The following is a 23,474-nucleotide window of genomic DNA, read 5'->3' on the forward strand; positions in this document are numbered from 1 at the left end:
TGAAGGGAGGGAAGATACCATGAAAAAGAAATTGTGGTGTGTGTTGTGTATCATGACATGCATGATGATGATAGCGGCATGTGGACAAAAAAAGGCTCCGGAGAAGAAAAAAACAGAGCAGGCAGAAACAAAATTTAAGGACAGGGAAAATCTTAAATTAAATTTATTTACAGTGTATTATCCGAAAGCATGGAACTATGATAAAGAAAATATGAAGAAAGATAAAGACTACGCTCGTGTTAGATTTTTTGATGGAGATACAGTAGATGAATCCGAGAATGTCATTTATATAGAAGCAACAAAGGAGGATTCCTATAAATATCGAAATAGTTTAGTTGACTTCGGCGTGGATTTAGAGACATATGCAAAAGGGAAAATGGACACTGTAACAATAGGAAATGCAGAATATACAGCAATGCCGGAAGGTAATTCCGTAGAGAAAACGTATATGTATCGCCATGAAAAGTCTGGTACATCCTATGATATCAGAGTAAAGGGACAGGAAATAGATGATTCTGACAAAGAACTGCTGGAAGGAATTGTGCTGAAATTAAAGGATGAAGGAAATAAAGACGCACCATGGCCATGGGAGGGAGAGCCTCTTGAACCTGTATTGGCAAAGCAGATGGTAGGTTCTTATACAATCGTTCCGGAATATATTCCGTTTAAAGAAGCACAGGGTGTCATGCAGATCATGGAACATCAGTTTGTAAAACAGGGCAACCAGGTATTCCATTTGCTGGAGAACAAACTGGATACTTATGAATATTCAGAAAGCGGACTCAAATTCGTTTCTTCGATGGAACTAGACGATGATTGTGAATATTTGTCCGGAGATAACAGTGGAATGTTATATCTTTCGCCGGGAATCGGAGATGTAATTGGTGTAAAAGATGGAAAAAAGGCAATGCAGACAACCGTAGATGGACATTTGAATATGCATCCATCCGGAGAATGGGGAATCAGTTTCTGGGTGAACAGTGATACTCAGAAGATTGCAAATCAAGATGGTAACCTGACGGCTGAGCCGTGGATACTGACCGGATTAAACAATGATGAAGAACGCAAGGGACCATTTTCCATGTTAGATGACGTACAGATCACGAATAGTCATATCATGGTTGCCGGCTCAATGGCTGCGGAAGATGAAGGTACAAAAATTATTGTCTATGATTATGAAGGCAATCAGCTTTTGAAACTAGGCGGAGAAGACATCAGTTCTAAGGACAAGCTCGGTTCCATTACGGGCATGGCAGAAACAGAAAATGGTTTTGTGGCTACAGATGGAAATATGCGTGAAATACAATTTTGGGCAAAAGATGGAACACACATAGGTGCAATTTCTACAGATGACATATTCGGTGTCAGCTATCCATGGCTGGAAGACATGCAGCTGTTAGATGACGGCTCTCTGTTAATTATGCTGACACAGGAACGAGACGACGGATCAGCAAATGAATTAATGTTTTTCAGATTGACAGGTTTTTAATTGAAAAAATAAAAATCGCTTGCCGGCAGAAATTTATCTGCCGGCAAGTAATTTTTTGTCAGAAAAGCCTGCTTTTTTGTTGCCTGCATTTTCAGACATATGGGACTTGTGGAGGAAGTTGGAAAATTTGCATTTTGCATTTAAAAGATATAAAATGAATGTCTACGGAAAGAAAATAAGCGAATTTATGAAGGAGTTAGCGAATGTCAAAAGACGAATATTTAATTACAGATGCGCCTCTTAAAGCGCTGACTGTTTTTGCAATGCCTATGATTTTAGGCAGCTTTTTTCAACAAGTATATAATATGGCTGATTCTATTATCGTTGGTCAGTTTGTTGGCTCATCTGCACTTGCGGCAGTCGGTGCCTGTGCTGCACTTACGAATGTCTTCATTTGTATAGCATTGGGTGCCGGTGTAGGTGCAGGTGTGCTTGTGAGCCGTTATTTTGGAGCCAGAGATTATAGTAAAATGAAAACAATTGTGTCAACATCATTGATCAGTTTCCTGATTCTAAGCATACTTCTGGGTGTCTTTGGATTTTGTTTTTCCCATTCGATGATGAGTTTATTACAGACACCTGCGGATATACTGGAGGAAGCAGTACTGTATCTCCGTGTTTATTTTGTGGGATTTCCATTTCTGTTTATGTATAACATCCTTTCAACAATGTTCACTTCGATCGGTGAATCAAAGATTCCATTGGGACTTTTGATATTTTCTTCTGTTTTGAACATTTTTATGGATCTCTGGATGGTGGCGGGACTTGGTTTGGGAGTGTTTGGTGCAGCACTTGCAACGCTCATCTCACAGGGGATTTCGGCAGTGTTTTCACTTTTGATCTTCTTTAGCAGGATGCGCCGGTATCAAAGTCATTTTGACTGGTTTGACAGGCATGAATTGTATTCCATGCTGCGGATTGCTGTACCTTCGGTTCTGCAGCAGTCTACAGTGTCAATCGGTATGATGATCGTACAGGCAGTTGTAAATCCATTCGGTACACAGGCACTTGCAGGTTATGCGGCAACGATGAGAGTAGAGAATGTTTTTTCCTTGATATTTGTATCTATCGGAAATGCAGTCTCACCGTATGTTTCCCAGAATCTAGGCGCAAAGAAAATGGATCGTATTAAAAAGGGATATCACGCGGCACTGGTGTTAGATCTGTGTTTTGCAGTCCTTGCTTTTGTAGTCATTGAAACACTGCATACGCAGATTTCTTCGTTATTCCTGGGTAAAGATGGATCCGCCTTGGCATATCAGGTGTCAGGGGATTATATGAGATGGCTCGGTTACTTTTTCATTTTCATGGGTATCAAGATGGCAACCGATGGAGTACTTCGTGGGCTTGGAATCATGCGTCCGTTTCTCATCGCCAATATGGTAAATCTTGCGATCCGCCTGGCGGTTGCTTTGATTTTTGCGCCCCGGTTTGGCATTGCATTTGTCTGGCTTGCTGTACCGGCTGGCTGGTTTGCAAATTTTCTGATTTCCTATGTGGCACTTAACGGATGTAAAGTGTTCTCACCATGAGCACAGCCATGAGGAAGGGCATACATGTGGCGGGCATGGATGCGGTATTTAAAATAAGTCAGACAACATACAGAGATAGAAAAATAAGGGCAAAAAATTCGGTTAAAGAATTTTTTGCCCTTATTTCGTCTTGCGGCATATAATTCTAAAGGATATAGAGTAGTAGGTAATTTTATACCCCACCTAATGTTATAAACTATAGCTATAAAAGGGAAAACAGATCATTTATTTTCAAAGAAATGGAGGAACTGGCAATGAAAGGTTTTAACACAGGTGACGGTTATATGGGAATGGTAGATGGTGAATATATCTTATTTGCCAGCGAAGCGGATTATTATGATTATGTGAATGATTAGAGATGTGATTAATGGTGCTTAAAATGTGTAAAGAAAATTCCCATGTGTGCTATACTTTACTCATATCACGAAAAGGGGAATACTTATATGCCAAAAGGAACAAATCAAAAGCTAAAATTATACCGTCTCGCACAGATCATGCTGGAAAATACAGATGACGAACACTATATTACCATGCCGGAAATCATGGAAGAACTGGGAAAATACGAAGTGACCGCAGATCGCAAAACAATCTATGCAGATCTGCGTGATCTGTCTGTACTCGGGATCGAGGTAGAGGGCGAACCCATCGGCAACCGCTATCATTACCGCGTAGTCAACCGCCCATTCGAACTGCCGGAATTAAAGCTTCTGGTAGATTCCATCCAGTCTTCCAAATTCATTACAGAGAAGAAGACCAACACACTGATAAAAAAGCTGGAAAAGCTGGTCAGCAAATACGATGCACAGAGGCTGCAGCGACAGGTGTATGTATCCGGAAGAATTAAGACGATGAATGAAAGCATCTATTATACTGTCGATGCAATCCACAATGCGATTTCTGAAAATAAGAAGATCAAGTTCCAGTATTTCCAGTGGAATGTGAAGAAAGAGATGGAACTGCGTCACGGAGGAGCGTGGTATCATATCAGCCCGTGGGGATTGTCCTGGGATGATGAGAATTATTATATGATCGGATATGATACAGAGGCGCAGCTGATCAAGCATTACCGGGTGGACAAGATGCTGCATATCCGGATGTCGGATGAATCCCGTGAGGGAAAAGAACACTTCAAGAAGCTGGATATGGCGGATTATGCCAAGAAGAGTTTCGGAATGTTCAGGGGAAAGGAAACGTCTGTAAAGATGCTGGTAAATAACAGCCTTGCGGGCGTGATCATTGACCGGTTCGGGAAAGATGTGATGATGATTTCGGAAGACGAGGATCATTTCCGGGTGAATGTGGACGTGCATGTGAGCAAACAGTTCCTGGGATGGGTATTCTCGCTGGGGGAAGCAGTTAAGATCATTGGACCGGATGAGGTTGTGGAGCAGATGCGGGGAGAGGCCCGGAGGCTTATGGAGCAGTATGGGGAGTAGGAAATGGATTCTGAAATAGCAAAACAAGAACACGATTGTAAACTCGCGAGAAAAATAAGTTGACAATCAAAGCGAAATACGATAAATTGTTAACCATAAACTGAAAGGAAGGTTAACAATTTAATGAACACAAAAACAAAAAAATTATCCACCGTAAGTATGGTATTATGCGGAATGTTCGCGGCGCTGGTTGCCATAGGAGCATTTATCCAGATCCCGGTTCCATATATGGATTATTTCACACTTCAGTTCTTTTTCGTATTGCTTGCAGGATTGATTCTGGGGGCTGATAAGGGAGCAATATCTGTAGGATGTTATGTATTACTGGGACTCGTCGGAGTACCGATCTTTGCAGCAGGCGGAGGAATCGGATACATATTCCGGCCAAGCTTTGGTTATCTGGTCGGATTCATTGTAAGCGCATATGTAACCGGAAAAGTATGCGAAAAGCTGAAAGCAAGTTACAAGAACTATCTGCTTGCCTGTCTTGCAGGATTTGTTGTGACATATGCAATCGGAATCGTGTATAAATTCATAATCTTGAACTTTTATGCACATACACCGGCAACGCTGGGCGTGATCTTTTTGTCCTGCTTCCCATTAGATATGCCTGGAGATTTTGTATTATGTCTGCTGGCAGCCGGTGTGGGACTTAGAATGCGAAAAAGCGGATTTTATCTGAGTTAATAAAAAAAGGGGCATGAGATTATGGCAAAAGGAATATTTGTGACGGGCACAGGCACAGATGTAGGAAAGACGTATGTCACAGCATTAATCGTGAAAAAGCTGGTGGATGCAGGAATTCATGCAGGCTATTATAAGGCTGCATTATCAGGTGCAGAGTCCATAGAAGAAAGTGACGCAGGCTATGTAAAGAAGATTGCCGGTATCATACAGGAAGACAGCAGCTTACTGTCATATCTGTATCAAAATGCGGTGTCTCCGCATCTGGCTGCCAGAATAGAAGGGAATCCGGTTGATCCGGAAACGGTAAAAGCAGATTTTGACAGGGTAAAGAAAGGGTACGATTATGTCACGGTAGAAGGAAGCGGCGGCATTGTATGTCCGATCCGCTGGGAGAAAGAGCATGAGATCCTGCTGGAAGACATTGTGAAAATGCTGCATCTGAATACGCTGGTGATCGCAGATGCCGGACTTGGCACGATCAATGCGGTTGTCCTGACGGTAGAATACATCCGCAATCATGGAATGGATGTAAAAGGAATCATTCTGAATCATTACTCGGGTGGGGCGATGCAGGAAGATAATGAGAAAATGATCGAGAGATTAACGGGAGTCCCGGTGATTGCCAGGGTAAGAGATGGTGCTAGGGAGCTTGAGGTTGATCTGGAAGTGTTGAAAAGGGTGTATGATTGATGATGAGAAGAGGAAATTGACTGCGGTTGATTTCCTTTTTGATGTATGGAAATAAAAAATAAGGTGAGAATATTATACCCCACCACATGAATTATACTATCGTATACAGTCATCGGAGAGTCTATGAGTGCAGGTCGTCTGTATGACAAGATCGGTGACACGGCATATGCGAAGGTGGTATTGGTTACACCGGTAGGAACAATCTGCAAGATCTGTAAAAAGAGTATGAAAAGTGAACAGGAGGAAACAGCCTGGATTATCCTGTGATAGATATGGAAGAAGTCGTAGAAATATGACTTCTTCTTGTGTGTTAATGGTCAGAGAAGTATAATTAATATTAGGAAATTCGAAACCATACAAATATAAATACACCGGAGAAATACCATGTTCAAAATAATTGAAGGAGATTTCAAAAATAATAAATACAGTAATGAAGAATATCTGGATAACTGGCCAATGTTATATATTCTGGAAAATGGAAAGAAAGCCTATATAGGTGAATCCAATCATGTAAAAACCAGAATGACACAGCATGCGACAAATGAAGAAAAGCGAATATTTAATAAGGTCCACTTCATATATTCCAGATTGTTTAATCAATCGGTAACCTTTGATTATGAATCCAAGTTGATTCAGTATATTGTCGCAGACGAATTATTCCAGGTTACGAATAAGAATTCCGGAATAGCAGATAAGCAGTATTATGAGAAAGAAAAATATGATGAAAAATTCGAACTGCTTTGGCGTAAGCTGCAAAAAGAAAAACTGGTCAAACATTCTCTGGAAGAAATTGAAAATTCAGATCTATTCAAATATTCTCCATATAAAGAACTGAACGACAACCAGCGGAAAGCAGTGGAAGATATACTTGCGCAGATTGAGAGTGGAAATGTGAATCGTGTAGTGGTAAATGGAATGCCGGGAAGTGGTAAGACAATTGTGGCGGTATATCTTATGAAATACCTGGCAGATAGCGAAGAATTTGCCGGGAAAAAGATTGGATTCGTTGTGCCGCAGACTTCGCTCAGAAAGACGATGAAGTTCATCTTCCGAAGTATTTATGGATTGACGCCATCACAGGTACTGTCCCCGTCTGATATCACGAAGAAAAAATATGATATCTTACTGGTCGATGAAGCACACAGACTTCATCAATATAAAAATATTTCCTATAGGGGAGCTTTCAAGAAAAGCTGCGAGCGGCTGGGTATGACGACGGATGCAGATGAACTAGACTGGATATTAGAACAATCAAAGTGTGCAGTGTTATTCTACGATTACAATCAGGTGGTTGGTCCGTCGGGCATTGATTATGAAAGATTCGAAGAAAAAATGAGAAATCCTTATAAGAAACATACAATATCGTATTTTACTCTTGCAACGCAGATGAGGGTGCAGGGCGGAAATGACTATATTGCATTCATAAAGGATCTATTGGCCGGAGCTGCTGACCGGAAGTATCATTCGAAAAAATATGATTTGAAATTATATTCCGATTTTTCAAAATTTGAGAAAGATATGTATGCCAAAGAGGAAGAAACAGGGCTTTCCCGAATGGTAGCAGGATATGCATGGCCATGGATCAGTAAAAATGACCGGAGCAAAAAGGACATAGAGATACAAGGTGTAAAACGAATGTGGAATCATTGTACAGAAGGATGGGTTCATACAGGAGAAGCAATCGATGAGGTGGGATGTATTCATTCCATTCAAGGTTATGATCTGAACTATGCGTTTGTTATTCTCGGAAATGATATTGGATATGATAAAACAACAGGACAGATCATTATCCGGTCAGAATGTTATTTTGATAAAAATGGTAAAATAACGGCATCATATGAAGAACTGAAAGAATACATCACAAATGTGTATTATGTGCTGATGACCAGAGGAATCAAAGGAACATACTTGTATATATGCGATGATGAATTAAGAGAATACTTTAGTAAATATATCGAAGAGGAAAACTAAGATGACAGAAGAAACAATTAAAGAAATACTAAAATTCAGAGATGACAGAGACTGGAAACAATTCCACAATCCGAAAGATCTGGCAATCTCCATTTCGCTGGAGGCAGCAGAGCTACTGGAAGTATTCCAGTGGAGCGGTGCGGATATCTCAAATGAAGGAAAACAGGAAAAGATAAGAGAAGAACTGGCGGATGTTGTGAATTATTGTGTCTTGATGGCAGATGCCTGCGGACTGGATCTAGATGAGATCGTGCGGGAGAAGATCAAGGTGAATGCAAAGAAGTATCCGGTGGAGAAGGCTAAGGGGAAGAGTGCGAAGTATGATAAGCTGTGATTGAACCGGAGATATAGAAAATAGTCATTGACGGACATTTATACATGAATTATTATTTTAATAACGCAATGCGTCTGGAAGGTGATTTAATGAGTCGAGGAAAAGAAGTAAAAGAATTACGGGAAAAAATGGGAATGAACAGGAGAGAGTTTAGTGATTATTATGGTATACCGTATCGCACTGTTCAAGATTGGGAAGCTGAGAAGAGAGAACTTCCGGAGTATCTTTTGCGTTTGATGAAATATCGGGCGGAAGTGGAATATATGATGAAAAGTAAGTCGTAAGACTTATTTTTTTACTGATAATATAACGCAACGCGTTAACTGTGAGGAGAGATAAAATATATATGAAGAAGGAATATGTAGGAAAGTGTTATGAAGTTGTTGAAACAGCGGATCAAGTCTTTATTGGAAATGATTTTCCAGCAGAATTAAAAGGATCTGAAGATACAAAACGATTGTGTGGTGCTAATGCAAAAGCCAAAGCAAATGCGACACAGAAAATTCCTACGTTATTGAAATGTGCAACTAACAAACGATGGCAGGAAAATTTTAAGGGGAAGCATAAAGTTGATGCAAAATATGGCTGGTATCGTTTTACAACTAGGTTTGCATTACCTATTTATAGTAGTGATTTAAAAGAGGTGGAACGATTTAATATATACAGGATAGAAATGTTAATTCGGCATGCAGCCGATGGAAATCTATATTTATATGATATGGTGAATATAAAAAAAGAAACGAGCACCCCGCTTAGGCAATAGCCGTACGGTAACAAACCCATTTCTTATATATAATATTAACCTGCTTGTTAATAAAAGTCAACTATAAAAATTAAAAAGATGATAAGTTGTGCCGCTTCACCAAGTACAGTATAATTAAAATATCATTTCAATTCAAAAACATAATGTAAGGAGCACCGCTATGTCTACACCTCATAAAGAAAAATTAATCCGAGTCCTTCAACTTTTTCAGACTACTGATGAAAAAACACCGATGAATGCTGTGCAAGTAAGTCAGAAACTGGAAGAAGAATACGGAATGGAAAATGTACACCGTACATCCATTTATGACGATGTGCGTTTGTTGCAAAGCTGCGGTTATCCGATTAAGCAGGCAGAAAATTCACATAAAGGATGGTATATGGAGAAACATTTGCTGGAAGACTGGGAAATTAAGCTGATGTTAGATTCGGTGCAACAGGCAAGGTGTGTGTCCGTTCATGAAGCAAATGAGATTCGAAATAAGCTGTTAAATCTGACGAGTCAGAGAGGACGAAGTAGATTTTCGCATATGATTATGCCGCTGCCCGGAAATGTCAGGGGTGTCGGTCAGACCGTTAGATAATGGAAAGTATAAAGCGGTATTTAAAAAGATGGACAGTGTGACATTGGTTGGCTGGTTTGTACAATATGCGAATCGATTTAAAGTCATATCACCGGAGAGTCTGAAAGGTAAAATTATAGAAAATTTAGAACAGGCACAAAGCATATATAGTGAGTAAGAAAAGTCCTACATATAATATGTGGGATTTTTTTGAAGTAAGATACATAAGTGTTGCGATATTACGACAGTAGATTTGCTAAAATGATAATAACTATGAATGATACGACGAGAAATAGATTTTATAAATGTAAATGCATGTGGAGTTTTTGAAGATGGGAGTAGATGAATGGAAGAAATAGTGACAATTTTATCAACAAGAGAATGGGCAATTGCCATATGGGGTACAGGATTCTTTGTATGGATGTTGACTCAAAGGGAAATCCGTAAAAGTTTATGGAACGTTATTAAAATCCTCTTAGGCAAAAATTTAAGATACTTTTTTCTGATAATTGCTTTATATGTGGCGGGAATAACCATGATATTTTATCAGTTACCATTCTGGAATAATATATATTTAAAAGATATTATATTATGGTTGATCTTTTCTGGAATATCATATTGTGTGAATTCTATTATAAAGGGTGATGCAGAGCATTTGAAAAGCACAGTGAAAGATAACTTTAGAGTAATAGTTATTTTCGAATATTTTATTGGAACATTTACATTTAAATTTTGGATTGAAATGTTGATTATTCCGGTAATAACAATATTAATACTTATGAATGTGGTAGCAGAATCTGAAGAAAAATACAGGAGAGTTCATAAGCTAATAGATATTGTGCTGGCATGTATTGGTTGGTATATGCTTTGGGGTGCCGCGAATGTTGGATTAAAAGAGTATAAAGAATTAAATGCAATCAATACACTGGTTAGTTTTATGATTCCAATAGTATATACAATTTTAATCTTGCCGTTGGAATTTGGACTGGAGATATATTCTGATTATGAACAAGTATTTGTCAGGATGAAATTTCGTGATAACCAAGATAAGAAGATTCAAAGGAAACATCGATGGAGAGTGATTCGAACTTGTAAATTATCACTTCGGAAAATATTGTTGTTCAGAAAAGAATATGTGAATAAAATGTATGGTTTAATGTCAGAAGAAACATTTGATAATATAATGAGAGAATTCAAAGAAGAGAGTGATAAGTAATAAAAGGTGAAAAAAGATAATGGTTATTAAGTTGCTGAATGCTTTGTGAAGGAGAGTATACTCTTTCTTGTATCCATCCACTCCCATGCAGTATAATAAATACAAGACAATATTGGAACAAGTATCACACCCTCAGGAGGCAACCGTGAACGCAATAAACGAACCCACAAAATCAACCACAACACTAGACTACTACAACAAAAACGCAAAAAAATTCATCACCGGCACCATATCCGTAGACTTCGGCACCATACAGAATCACTTCCTGGACAAACTGCATCAGGGAGCAGAAATCCTGGACTACGGCTGCGGTTCCGGCCGCGACACAAAATATTTCCTGGAGCAAGGATACAAAGTCACTGCCATAGACGGTTCACAGGAACTATGCAAACTTGCAAGCGAATATACAGGCATCCAGGTAAAACACATGCTGTTCCAGGACCTGGATGAAAAAGAAGCCTACGACGGAATCTGGGCATGCTCGTCAATCCTTCATGTTCCGGCAAATGAACTGCGAGACATTATAAAGAAGATGGCAAACGCTCTTCGAGCCCACGGAATCATTTACACATCTTTCAAGTACGGGACATTCGAAGGGGAACGAAACGGCAGATATTTTACGGATATGACAGAAGAGACATTTGCAAAATTGATTCAGGATATGGATGAATTAGAGATAGAAGAACAATGGATTACATCAGATGTACGTCCGGGGCGGGGAGAAGAAAAATGGCTCAATCTAATTTTGAGGAAAGAATAGATACATATGAGATCGAATCTACGAATGTAATGACCGGGGACAGAGACCGGAGCCGGTATCTATATTATCAACTGAAAATGAGTATGGCAGAAGCGAAGCAGATTGATATCATCGTCTCATTTCTGATGGAGTCGGGTGTGCGGATGCTCTTAAATGATATGAAGCGGGCGTTGGACCGGGACGTGAAGATCCGTATCCTGACGGGAAATTATCTGGGAATCACACAGCCGTCGGCTTTATATCTGATCAAGAGCGAGCTCGGTGACCGTGTGGATCTGCGCCTGTATAATGAAACATCACGCTCATTTCATCCAAAATCTTATATCTTTCATTATGAATCTTCGAATGAAATATACATCGGATCATCGAACATTTCCAAAAGTGCGTTAACTTCAGGAATCGAATGGAATTACAGATTCAGTGATACGCTGGACAAAAAGAATTATGAATTGTTCTATGCTACATTTGAAGATCTGTTTCTGAACCATTCGATCATTATAGATGATGAAGAATTAAAACGATATTCCAAGGCATGGAAGAAGCCGGCGGTGTCCAGGGATCTGGCGAAATATGACACAGCAGAAGATAATGAGGACAGGAATACTGAAAATGTCCGAATGTTGTACCGCCCGCGGGGAGCACAGATAGAGGCATTGTATGCGTTACAGGAAAGCCGCATGGAAGGTGCGGCGAAAGGACTTGTATATGCGGCCACCGGAATCGGAAAGACATACCTTGCTGCATTTGATTCGGCAAAATATGAACGGGTGTTATTCGTTGCACACAGAGAAGAAATCCTGAAGCAGGCGGCGGTTTCTTTCAAAAATGTGCGGAACTCGGAGGATTATGGATTCTTTGACGGAAAAGAAAAGGATACGGATAAATCCGTCATCTTCGCATCGGTGGCGACACTTGGAAGACCGGAATATTTGAATGAGACATATTTTCCGGCAGATTATTTTGACTATGTGATCATTGATGAATTCCATCATGCGGTTACAGATCAATACCGGAGAATCGTAGAGTATTTTCAGCCGCAATTCTTACTGGGATTAACAGCAACACCGGAAAGAATGGACGGAAAAAATATCTACGAAATCTGTGATTATAACGTGCCATATCAGATTTCCTTAAAAGAAGCGATCAACAAAGGAATGCTTGTACCATTTCACTATTACGGCGTGTATGATGAGACGGATTATTCCAGGCTGCGGATCGTGAAGGGGCGTTATGATGAGCAGGAGCTGAATCAGGCTTATATCGGAAATGAGAGAAGATATGATCTGATTTACAAATATTATCGAAAATATCGTTCTTTGCGTGCAATCGGATTCTGCTGTTCCAGACAGCATGCAGAAGACATGGCAAAAGAATTCTGTCAGAGAGGAATCGCATCCGCAGCAGTATACAGTGGTGAAAATGGAGCATATGCCGAGGAGCGTAACGAAGCTATCCGCAAATTGAAGAACGGAGAGATACGGGTAATTTTCTCTGTGGATATGTTCAATGAAGGTGTGGATATCGCTTCCCTGGATATGGTAATGTTCCTGCGCCCGACGGAATCTCCGGTCGTATTCCTGCAGCAGTTGGGACGAGGACTTCGTCTATATAAAGGAAAAGAATATCTGAACGTATTGGATTTTATCGGAAATTATGAGAAAGCGGGGAAGGCACCGCTGTTGTTAAGCGGAGAGCAGTCATTTAGCAAGAAAGGATCCTGCGAGTATCAGGATCTGGAATATCCGGATGATTGCATCGTAGATTTTGACATGCGTCTGATTGATCTGTTCAAGGAAATAGATAAGAAGAAATTAACACTGAAAATGCAGGTCCGGCAGGAATATTATCGTGTGAAAGAACTATTGGACGGAAAACGACCGAGCAGAATGGATTTATTCACTTATATGGATGATGAGATTTACCGGATTTGTGTCAGTGGCAGCCATGCGAAAGAAAATCCATTCCAGCATTATCTTGATTTCCTGTATGAACTGGGTGAATTGTCAGAGGATGAGCAGGAGTTATACGCGGGAATCGGACGAGAACTCATTCAGACCATCGAAACTACGGAGATGCAGAAAGTGTATAAGATGCCGATCCTTTACAGCTTTTATAATCATGGAAATATCCGGATTGCAGTTACGGATGAAGAGGTATTGGAGAGTTGGAAGGAATTCTTTGATACCGGGACGAACTGGAAGGATTTCCCGAATGTGAATGCTTATGAGGATTATAAGAAAGTGACGGATAAGCAGCATCTGAGTAAGGCGAAGCGGATGCCGATTCGATATCTGAAGGCGTCAGGGAAAGGATTCTTTGTGGAGAAGGATGGATATGCGCTGGCGTTGAGGGATGAGATTGGAGACGTTGTTGGGAATATAGCGTTTGGCGAGCAGATGGGGGATGTGCTTGGGTATAGGAGTTTGGAGTATTATCGGCGGAGGTATGAGAGGGAGTAGAAGAGAAGTGGATTAAAGCTGACGGGAAAGGTCAGCTTTTGATATAGGGAAATTTTAGAAAAATAGTAGAAAAAGTGACAAAAAGCGACAGATTTTTGAGTGTTATGTGTATTTATATATGTAAGGTATATCTATATGGTTAGATATAAAGTATATCAAAGCAGTATAGAAAAAGATTAATTAATTTGCGGGTATAAAAAGGAGACCTAAATAATATGGAAAAAAGAAAAGATATTGATATGCTTAGATTTTATGGCGGGGATATTCACCAAAAAAATAAAGAAGGGGAATATGTAATTACGAATAATCTGGTAAATCCAAAAAATAAAGAAGATATGTTATGGGGAGATAGAGATGCGTATCGTACATTAAATGCCTTGTTGTTTGAGGGAATTGAAAATGAAAAAGAGAGGATATATAAAGAGAAGCGTAAGCTAAATCCAGTCTTTATAGAATTAATTGAAAATACTCTTGAGATATATAGAGGAATTTTCGCAGTAATGTGTCGGAAAAAAGGAAAACAGTTGTCGGTTTCAAAAATCAAAAGAGTAGATCGAAAAGCATCATTAATGGCGTACCTTAAGGGATATACGGAATCGTTTGTTTCTTGCACTAAGGGGGAATATGATGATGAATTTGCTGCTAAAAATAATATAATACTTTTGGAAATAGAAAGTTTAGAAAATACCCCATATGTGGATTACCAACAGGTTGTAACAATGCAAGAGTATCGCAACTATGATGAAAAAGAAGTTTTATTTCCACCATTCCTTTCTTTAAATGTAAGCGAAATAGAGTTAACAACAAAGGATAACCATATCAAGGATATGTACGGAAAACCACCTGTGGGTAAGTATCAGTTGAAGATGGAGGAATTTCCAGATTATCGAAATGTCATAACGTCTTCCAGAGAAGAATTATTAAATAAGATACTGGATGAAAAAGATAAGGCGGTTTTATGTTTAGAACATATGAATAATAATATGTGGAAAGAAGATTATCAGAAATATGTGGAGTGGAAAAATAATTTACACAGTTATTTAAAACTTATATATTCTGATATGTGGTATGGAGAACGGGAAAAATAAAATATTTTAATTCGGAGACTAGATATGAGTAATAATGATGATAAAGACAGATGGGAAACGTTTTGCAAATTATATGATAAATTGTCTTCTAAAGAGGAAATGCGGGAGTTGTTTGAAGAGGAAATTAAATGTTTTTCGTTATATTTGAGCCATGTGAATCAAGATTATGTTTATAATGCAACATTCTTACCACAATTCAATGATGATTTCTGGAATTTTTTATGTGCGTTTAATAAGAAATATAAAATTGTAGAAGAATTATTTGATGCAGCAAAAAAATATTATAATGTCACTTTGAAAATTGACAGATATTGGATGATGACAGTAGATGAAAAGGGAAAGATTAAGAAATCCACTTTAAGTGGTGTGGATTATATCTGTGAAAAAGAAATGATGATAGAATGTAGCATTTTATATAATTTAAAACGTTATACTTTTCGAAGAAATGAGATGATTATTTTTGGAGATGAAAGCTTAAAAAAAGTGCATGAGGATTTAAAAGCGTTTTTAGAAAAGCATTCATCAAAAGACAAAGAGGAGTCTAAAAAATGAGCAGGATAACAAAAGAAGAAATTGAAAAAACTAAATGTGGCAGATTTTTATTGTCTGATGAAAATATATATCTTTCTATATATTCTTTGAATTCGTATGTATTTGAATATAATCTCTTAAATACAGAAGATCGTATCTTATATCACCGGTTACAGGACAAATTTGATGCAAGACTTATTAATGGAGTGATTACACGAGTAAGAGAACAAATTATAGAGTTATTTGATGAGGATAAATATATTGAAGCAAAAGTTTATTTTAAACCCAAGAAATTATCTGAAAATGGAGAATTGGAATTTAGACCACTTCATAGTACCGGTTTAATTACTCAGATAGCAATCGTATCGATGCTTCATTTATTTGTTTATGAAATACCTGAAGAAGAGGAAGGAGATCCCAAATTGCGGCTTTCAAATTTAAGCCGGTTAATACCATCTGACTTTTATGGAAACAGAGTTTCTGTGAAGCCAGAATATTTATTTAAACCATGGAAGCAGCAGTATCAAAAATATAATCAGAACAGTAATGATGCGTTAATGAAGTATCATACTTCGTTAGAATATAAATATGAAGTGACATTGGATTTGGAAAATTTTTTTCCAACAATTAACCCGATAATTATTTACCGTTATATTATCAATCATCTTCCTGCATATTTGAATGATGAAGAAAGAGAGATGATGAAAAGAGTATTGCAAAAGCTTTTATTTTGTAAGCTTACTACAACATTTGATGAAAAAACAGCAAGACAATACTATAAAGTAACAAAGGGGGCTGGCAATTATGACAATGTGAATAAAATAGAACAAAATGAAAAGGAATGGTGGGATTTTAAGGAAAAATCAGATAAATTTGTAAGGGGGATTCCGCAAGGACTGCCACAATCATATTTCCTTGGAAATATATATATGATATCTATTGCTGAGATTTTCAGAAAAAAATTTACTGGAGTAAGTTATTTTTACGTAGATGATTCTGTTATTTTTACAAATGATGTGAGGGAAGATAATTTTAAGGAGCAATTAAAAGAACTTAATAAACAAATTGCAGATGAAGCTAACAATTTTGAAGAAGATAGTGCAATTTATCCCGAGGGAACAGAAAAATTTTATAAGAGTAATCTGTATGGAGTTAATGTGCATTTAGACGGAAAAAGTAATTACACACGTTTAGATAATCTGGATGATAGTGAAGTGTATTTGAAGTGTATAAGTCGTGAAATGTCTCAGGCCGGAAGTGATTTTTTCAGAATGTACTCAGATGAAGAGAATAGGAACTTAGAGGAAAAATTAGATGTTTTATCTAAACAAGTAAAAGCAAAACGGGATCAGTTAGTAGAGGAGAAAAGTCAGAAAAGAGACAGCGGGAATGAAGATGCGATAGAAAAAGATGAAGATGATACGCAAAAATTTGAAAAAAGACTTACAAGATATTATAGATTTTTTGAATACAGAAAACAAAGACTTGTTGCTATGCATCAACCGGAGAATGGATCAGATGAAGATTACAAGAAAGAATTGGAAAAGATTATTTATTCAGAACTTTCGGAAGAAGATATGGAGGATGATGAGAAAATATTGCAGGCATTTATGAATTCTTACGGAGCGGATATATGGGATGCTGCAATTGGAATGTATCAGACATTTGCAGATGATAAAGAGCAGGCTGTGTTAAAGAATTACATATTAAAAATAAATGAGCTTTGCTATGGGAATGCATCAGTAGAATTTTCTTATTTAGAATGCACATATAGAGATTTGTTGAGAAATAAAGAAGAGAATGATTATTCGGTCGAAGATGAAGGAGATATATTTGAAGAGACATTAAAAAGATATATGACAGAAGAAGATTTAAGAGATACATACAATGATCCATATAAAACTTTAAAAGCTTTAGCAAGGGTGAGATTAAAAAAATATGTAAATAAGCATTACGAAGTGGCAGAAGATTATAGTTCTAAATTATTGAAAAAAACAGATGAAGAGATTCTTAAAATACTTTTGTCAGAAAATGAGAAACTTCCTTCAAGATTGAGAATTGTATGTGCAAGTACACAAAAAATTATCAGGATGGTATTGAATACTGTTTGTTCGTATTTGTTTAATGTCGAGGTATCTAATCATCCGGTTTTAACCCAAAATAGTAAAAAGGCATTAACATATGGAGAACTTAGAATTTTATCGTTTGTGCGTAATTCTTTATTTACTATAGAAGAGTTCAGAAAAAGGGAAATATTACTTGATGATAAGCAAAACAAAGATACCGCAGATTACTCTATTATGAAGGTATTAGAAATTTATCATTCTTTTGTAAAAGATCCGGTTTCAATTGATAAGTTGATAATTACACATAAATATACTTGTGATGTTTGGAAAAATGGATCAAAGTATTTGTATTTTTACACATTGCATAATCAGGAACATGCAATTGTATTAATTCAAAATATTGTAAAATTAATTCATGCAATTGATTTTTTGAAAATTTCTGCGATTGATTATTATATTTTGTTCCTTGCTTGCTATCTGCATGATATTTCCATGGTAAAGATTCCGGCTTTGGATAGTTTTTTGACTGATACGAATGAAGCAGATGAATTAGCACAAGAATTGTTAGACGAGTTTAATAAAGAACTTCAGAAGGACAATTTGGAAGAAAAGATAATAGAAAATGAAATAAAAAAGAATCAAAATTTTTATGAAGATGAATTGGATATTTTAAGCGTAAAAAAATATATGCTTGAGAGTTATAAAAAATTGGATGAGTATTTTGAAAAGAAGATTCGCGGAAGACATGCAATTGACAGTTCATCTGAAATAAGACAGAGGGCTGAAATAAAATATTTGGATATGCCGATGCGTGAATTGGTAGCAGAAGTTTCAGAAGCACATGGTGCAGATGAAAGAAATATTTATAGTATAAAATCGAATGCTTCAAGTCGGCTTATGAGTATAAAATTTGATAAAATACTTCTTCGACTTGCAGATTTGTTGGATATGAGCAGCTACAGGGTGTCGAAACCAATTCTCTATCATAATATGGAACAAATGTCGGAGGAATCAGCGTTTCATTGGATTTCGCATTTGTTAACACAGGGGTATAAATTGCGAACAAAATATGAAATTGGTTCGTCAAAATCTTCAGGGACAGATAATGAAGAAAGCTTAGAAAATATTGAGGGAGTATTGGTTCCTCAAACGATAACGGAAAAATTGATTTTAGAAATACCGGTAGATATTTCCCAAATGTCCACGATTGAATGCGAAAATCCGTGTCGAAAAGTACAAATCGGCAATATATCACGCCAGGAAATTACATTGATTTGTGGAGAAGGATGCCAAAATAAAAGCAACGAGGGTTTGGAAAATAGATGTAATTTTTTATGTCGGTGGTTTTGCGTGAAGAATGATTATCTTATTAAAGAACTTGTTGCATTAAAGGAATACCTAAATCGAAATAAGAATAATTACTTTAAGTGTGAAATAGAAATTAAAATTAAATGTAATAATAAAACGAGCATAGAGGCTAGACAGTTCGAAATATTAAATCATTATATTCAAGATAGAAAATGAGGGGAGTTATTATTATAGAGGCGGCATACTTAATTACCAGGGAAGAATAAGCAAAATTGGAAAATACAGAGAATGTAATTAGAAGAATAAAGGTGAGTTGAATATTGAAAATTAAACTAGATTATAACAAAGATATCAGGAAGTTTTTGTACAAGGTAATTTTTATTAAAATTTGATGATTTACCGGAGGATTAATTATATGATTTTAAAAAAAATTAAAATAATGAATTATAGACAATTGCAGAGTGTTGAATTGGATATGCAAGAGTCGTTGACTGTGTTGGCTGGACCGAATAACAGTGGAAAAACAACATTGATTTCTGTATTAAAAGGAATGTTTTGCGACAAGAAACTGGGGTTTAGCTATAGTGATATTCCGATTAGTTTATCATCAATGTGGTTGGATAAAACTGTACCTGTTTTTCAAGAAATCATGCTTGAGTATGATAAAGAAAAAGGTGTTCAAAAGATTATCGATGAGATGGCGGATAATGATAAATTAAGTAAAGATTATACTATAGATAACTTTCGAGCGCAGATTCAAGTAGATTATGATCCGGATAATGATAATATTCAATATTTTGCAGATTATCTTATGGACTTAGATGATACTAAGCATTCGTTCTATTTTATTTATACATATGAGCCAAGTATAACAGCTTTTGAAAAAGGATTAAATGAGCGTTATGACAGGATGGCGGCACGGGTTAGAGATATTGAAAATCCAGGTTGCATTGAGAAAGATACTAAGTTTTATTTTTTAAAAGAGGAATTACTTAGAATATACTGCAATGCAGTTGTTGAAAAATGTTACTTTTGTAATTCAAATTATAAAAATGAAAACTCGATGGAAGTAGCTGCGTTTAAAAGTTTATTCAATTTTCAAAATATACCTGCAATGCGCGAATTGGATGATAATGAATCGGATTCTTCGAAAGGAATCAGTAAAAGGGTTATTGCTTTATTGAAAGATAATGATACATGGGTTGAAGCAACAAAAAAACTTCCAGATTTGTTAATGGCCGATATAGAAGATTCTGGAGCGAAAAAAGAAATTAAAAATTCATCTATTAAATCACTCGATGATACAATACGGGACATTTCAAAAACTAGTGGGGGACATATTGGAAAACTTCAATTGGAAATGGATGTTAAAGAACAAGATGTTGAGGAGTTTATTCGACGAATTACCAGAGCAAAATATGATGTTGAAGGATTGTTATTAAATGAAGAGTCTCAAGGATTAGGATTTAGCAATTTAATTTATCTGCATATGAGGCTTGAGGAATTCTATAAGTCTATTGATAAGAATAAAGTAAATGTATTTTTTATAGAGGAACCTGAGTCTCATATGCATCCTCAAATGCAAAATGTATTTATTAGATTTCTCAAAAATTATTATGTTGACAAAAAATTACAAGGGCTTATTACAACACATTCTAATGAAATTGCAAGGATGGTTGGTCTTGATAGTCTTAGAGTAATTAGGCAAACTGAGAAATCTAAAAGTGAGTTATTTGATTTAAGTAAATTTAGAAATTCAATAAAAAAGAAAAAGATAGAGAATCTCGATGATGAATCAGAATTTCTTTTAGCAAATTTTTTTGACTGGTTTTTTGAAATAGGATATTCGGAATTGATTTTTGCAGATAAAGTTATTTTATATGAAGGGGATTCAGAACGTTTATATATCAGAAAATTAATTAAACTACCAGAATTTTCGGCTTTGAATGATAGTTATATAGCATTTATTCAAGTTGGAGGTGCATATGCTCACAATTATCTACCGATGCTTAGAATGCTTAAAATGCTTAAAATGAAAACTTTGATAATAACGGATTTGGATTATGATAAAAAATTTTTGAGTATGGAAGAAGTGAAAGCGGAAGATTCAAACACTACAAATGCAACAATAAATTATTGTTATAGAGTAGCTTATCCAGATAGAGGGGAAAAATATGTTCCTACCATTAAAGAATTATATGATTTTCAGGTTAAAGGGAAGAATATATTATACAATGGTCTGATATATCTGGCTTTTCAGGATGAAAATAGTACTGCACGGACCTTAGAAGAAGCTATGTTGAAAAAAATATTAGGGTTCGATGTATTTCATATGATAAAAAGAAGCGAGTGGAAAAAAATAAGAAAGGATAAAAAACTTACATTTTCCATACCTGATGATAAAGAGGGAGAAAAGGACAGTGAATATTCTATTCGCAAAATTGTAGAAGCAACAGCTAATAACAAAACGGATTTCATGTATTCTGTGATTTTAAGTGAGAATGAAAGCAACATGCTTCCAGATTATATAAAGAAAGGATTATTATGGCTGATGAAATAAAGAAGAATAATAAACATTTAATAAATGCTCCAGCGGGGAGTGGAAAAACTACATATATACGTAATCAACTAAAAAGCATCTGTATTAACAAACCAGAAAGTAGAATTTTATGTATTACATATACTAATCGGGCGGCAGACGAGCTTAAGAAAAATTTGGAAAGTGCCAATATTACAGTAAGTACTATTCATTCCTATATCAATGATTTGATAAGTCCATTCTATTCCCATAAAGAAGTACTGGATTTATATTGCGAGATGTATGCAGAAAAAATTAATGAGAGAATAGCAAACGTTACAAATGATGAGCATATCAAGAAAAGTAACCAGTATTATACTGAAAAATATGGAAAACTGACTGAGAAAACGGTTCATGAGAATTTATTAGAAATATCATATGGAGAAACACCGTTTACATCTTTGTATACTGGTAAATTATCTCATGATGATCTGCTTATGTTTGCAAATAAGTTAATAAAAAGGTATCCGGTTTTATTAAAAAAGATTGGAGATAAATATAACTACATTTTTATTGATGAATACCAAGATACATCAAGTTATGTACTTGATATTTTTTATGATGCAGTAAAAAATAGAGAAAATGTACAAATATATTTATTTGGAGACCGAATGCAACAAATATATAGAAATTATGATGGCTCGTTTGAAGGAAAACTAAAAGAGTTTGATACTTCTGACCGACTTGAAGTTAATTTTCGTTCAATAGGTAAAATTGTATCGATTTTAAATAATATTTATAATGACTCCTCATTTGAACAACAACCAACAGAAAGTAATGCTAATGTAGTTCCGGATATAGAGCCGCACGTGATTATTTCTTCAAATGTACCAGAAAGTATATATACACTACAAAAAAAGTTCCCTAAAATATTAGTATTGTATTTGATGAACAAAGAAAAATATGAGGAAATTGGTGCAAAAAACTTATATGATGCATATCGAGGCATGGAAGCATATACATTTGGGAGAAAATATTCTCCAACAGATATTTTGTCAGATATGTCAAATGATAATCCGGATATATTGATGAAATTTTTATTTTTATTGAATAATGTAATTGGTCTTTATATAGATAAAAATTATGGTATGGTTATTTCAATTTGCAAGAAAGAAATTAAATATTTTGATTCATCGCAATTTAAAATAAAAAAGCATGCGGATAAGAAAAGTATAAAGAATAAATTTGATAAAATTATAGAGATATACGAAAAAGATGGATGTCTGATTCGGGAGGTAATAGAAAGTCTGTTTGATAATGGATTTATACCAGAGAAAGTAAAAAATGATTTCGAAGAAAATATAGAATATCAGAAAGTATTAGATATAGAAATGAAAGAAGTTAGTAATTTGGCGAATTATCTGAGTATGCCTCACATATCTACACAGCATGGTGTAAAAGGAGAAAGTCATACTTCTGTAATTTTCGTAGCTTCTGATAACGGGAATACTCCGAATGTGAGAATGTATCCTTTTTTTGAGTTATGGTCTGAGTTAGAATTTTCTCTTCCGCAATTTGAAGAACTGTTTTATTCATATAAAAAGATAATAGAAGAAGTAGAAAAAGAACTTGGAATGAAAGTTAGTAAGCTCACAGCTAAAACACATAATAAAAATGAAAAGAATAAAACTATATTGAGTAAATATAGTAAGCAAGTTTTAGAAAAATATCAAGGGAATCTGTTATTTGAAGCATTATGCAAAGAAGATTTTATTGCGTATTTAAAGAAACCCAATGTCAAAAATGTACAGAAGATTTTTAAAATTACAGAAATTGAAGGGATATTAACTGCGTATAAATTATTTTATGTAGGATGTTCGCGAGCAAGAAAAAATTTAATTATTATGGTTGAAAAAAACAAAATTATGAATTTTAAAGAGAAATTTGTGGATAAGGCTAAAAAAATAGGATTTACGGTACTATCTTAATAGATAGTACCGTAAATTGAAAATATATTTGAAGGCATGAAATTGAAAAATTTGGACTTGTCATAAAAGGTAATAG

At 35.9% G+C, this 23,474-nt stretch carries 19 protein-coding genes and 1 pseudogene; all 20 read left to right on the top strand.

Translation table 11 applies throughout. The features are described from left to right. Positions 1–19 precede the first annotated feature (19 nt). The 20 genes and pseudogenes from OCV72_RS08275 (at position 20) to OCV72_RS08365 (ending at position 23,398) form a co-directional block, all read left to right on the top strand. Positions 20–1,489 carry a hypothetical protein gene (locus OCV72_RS08275; protein WP_055283095.1) on the top strand — a complete coding sequence of 490 codons (1,470 nt, stop codon included), beginning with the start codon at positions 20–22 and terminating at the stop codon, positions 1,487–1,489. 203 nt (positions 1,490–1,692) lie between these two features. Then, positions 1,693–3,021 (top strand): MATE family efflux transporter, encoded by a 1,329-nt coding sequence (locus OCV72_RS08280; RefSeq protein WP_055283097.1) that lies wholly within the window; start codon positions 1,693–1,695, stop codon positions 3,019–3,021. A 443-nt stretch (positions 3,022–3,464) separates the two neighbouring features. Then, positions 3,465–4,457, top strand: coding sequence for a helix-turn-helix transcriptional regulator (locus OCV72_RS08285; protein WP_055283099.1), 993 nt, complete (start codon positions 3,465–3,467; stop codon positions 4,455–4,457). A 123-nt stretch (positions 4,458–4,580) separates the two neighbouring features. Beyond that, positions 4,581–5,144 (top strand): biotin transporter BioY, encoded by a 564-nt coding sequence (locus OCV72_RS08290; RefSeq protein WP_006426874.1) that lies wholly within the window; start codon positions 4,581–4,583, stop codon positions 5,142–5,144. A gap of 21 nt (positions 5,145–5,165) precedes the next feature. Beyond that, positions 5,166–5,834, top strand: a complete 669-nt coding sequence (bioD, locus tag OCV72_RS08295) for a dethiobiotin synthase (RefSeq protein ID WP_055283101.1) — start codon at positions 5,166–5,168, stop codon at positions 5,832–5,834. Between the two features lie 102 nt (positions 5,835–5,936). Continuing rightward, a pseudogene (locus OCV72_RS08300) lies at positions 5,937–6,101 on the top strand (HIRAN domain-containing protein); the annotation flags it as partial. Positions 6,102–6,218: 117 nt separating this feature from the next. Continuing rightward, positions 6,219–7,805: a DNA/RNA helicase domain-containing protein gene (locus tag OCV72_RS08305; RefSeq protein WP_055283104.1), complete on the top strand. Its 1,587-nt coding sequence runs from the start codon at positions 6,219–6,221 to the stop codon at positions 7,803–7,805. A 1-nt stretch (position 7,806) separates the two neighbouring features. Continuing rightward, positions 7,807–8,139 carry a nucleotide pyrophosphohydrolase gene (locus OCV72_RS08310; RefSeq protein ID WP_006426869.1) on the top strand — a complete coding sequence of 111 codons (333 nt, stop codon included), beginning with the start codon at positions 7,807–7,809 and terminating at the stop codon, positions 8,137–8,139. Between the two features lie 44 nt (positions 8,140–8,183). Beyond that, positions 8,184–8,423: a helix-turn-helix domain-containing protein gene (locus tag OCV72_RS08315; RefSeq protein WP_242859238.1), complete on the top strand. Its 240-nt coding sequence runs from the start codon at positions 8,184–8,186 to the stop codon at positions 8,421–8,423. A gap of 62 nt (positions 8,424–8,485) precedes the next feature. After that, positions 8,486–8,902 (top strand): hypothetical protein, encoded by a 417-nt coding sequence (locus tag OCV72_RS08320; protein WP_055283109.1) that lies wholly within the window; start codon positions 8,486–8,488, stop codon positions 8,900–8,902. A gap of 232 nt (positions 8,903–9,134) precedes the next feature. Beyond that, positions 9,135–9,485 (top strand): hypothetical protein, encoded by a 351-nt coding sequence (locus tag OCV72_RS08325; protein ID WP_155515219.1) that lies wholly within the window; start codon positions 9,135–9,137, stop codon positions 9,483–9,485. 28 nt (positions 9,486–9,513) lie between these two features. After that, the gene (locus tag OCV72_RS16920) at positions 9,514–9,642 is read left to right on the top strand and encodes a hypothetical protein (RefSeq protein ID WP_443831027.1); all 129 of its coding nucleotides are present in this window, start codon (positions 9,514–9,516) and stop codon (positions 9,640–9,642) included. A gap of 168 nt (positions 9,643–9,810) precedes the next feature. After that, complete coding sequence (locus tag OCV72_RS08330) at positions 9,811–10,680, top strand: hypothetical protein (RefSeq protein ID WP_242859239.1); 870 nt, start codon at positions 9,811–9,813, stop codon at positions 10,678–10,680. 145 nt (positions 10,681–10,825) lie between these two features. Beyond that, positions 10,826–11,440: a class I SAM-dependent methyltransferase gene (locus tag OCV72_RS08335; protein WP_242859240.1), complete on the top strand. Its 615-nt coding sequence runs from the start codon at positions 10,826–10,828 to the stop codon at positions 11,438–11,440. Then, positions 11,410–13,899 (top strand): DEAD/DEAH box helicase family protein, encoded by a 2,490-nt coding sequence (locus OCV72_RS08340; RefSeq protein ID WP_055283113.1) that lies wholly within the window; start codon positions 11,410–11,412, stop codon positions 13,897–13,899. The genes OCV72_RS08335 and OCV72_RS08340 overlap by 31 nt, the downstream gene beginning before the upstream one ends. A 215-nt stretch (positions 13,900–14,114) precedes the next feature. Next, the gene (locus tag OCV72_RS08345; RefSeq protein ID WP_055283116.1) at positions 14,115–14,987 is read left to right on the top strand and encodes a hypothetical protein; all 873 of its coding nucleotides are present in this window, start codon (positions 14,115–14,117) and stop codon (positions 14,985–14,987) included. 24 nt (positions 14,988–15,011) lie between these two features. Further along, the gene (locus OCV72_RS08350) at positions 15,012–15,539 is read left to right on the top strand and encodes a hypothetical protein (RefSeq protein ID WP_055283117.1); all 528 of its coding nucleotides are present in this window, start codon (positions 15,012–15,014) and stop codon (positions 15,537–15,539) included. Further along, a complete protein-coding gene (locus OCV72_RS08355; protein ID WP_055283118.1) occupies positions 15,536–19,108 on the top strand; it encodes an HD domain-containing protein in 3,573 nt (1,190 codons plus the stop codon). The genes OCV72_RS08350 and OCV72_RS08355 overlap by 4 nt, the downstream gene beginning before the upstream one ends. 199 nt (positions 19,109–19,307) lie before the next feature. After that, positions 19,308–21,452 (top strand): AAA family ATPase, encoded by a 2,145-nt coding sequence (locus OCV72_RS08360; RefSeq protein ID WP_055283119.1) that lies wholly within the window; start codon positions 19,308–19,310, stop codon positions 21,450–21,452. Next, positions 21,437–23,398, top strand: coding sequence for a UvrD-helicase domain-containing protein (locus OCV72_RS08365; protein WP_055283120.1), 1,962 nt, complete (start codon positions 21,437–21,439; stop codon positions 23,396–23,398). Before OCV72_RS08360 ends, OCV72_RS08365 begins: the two co-directional genes overlap by 16 nt. Positions 23,399–23,474: the final 76 nt, after the last annotated feature.

The sequence above is a fragment of the Dorea amylophila genome, from assembly GCF_025567265.1.
Classification (GTDB): Bacteria; Bacillota; Clostridia; order Lachnospirales; family Lachnospiraceae; genus Dorea_A; species Dorea_A amylophila.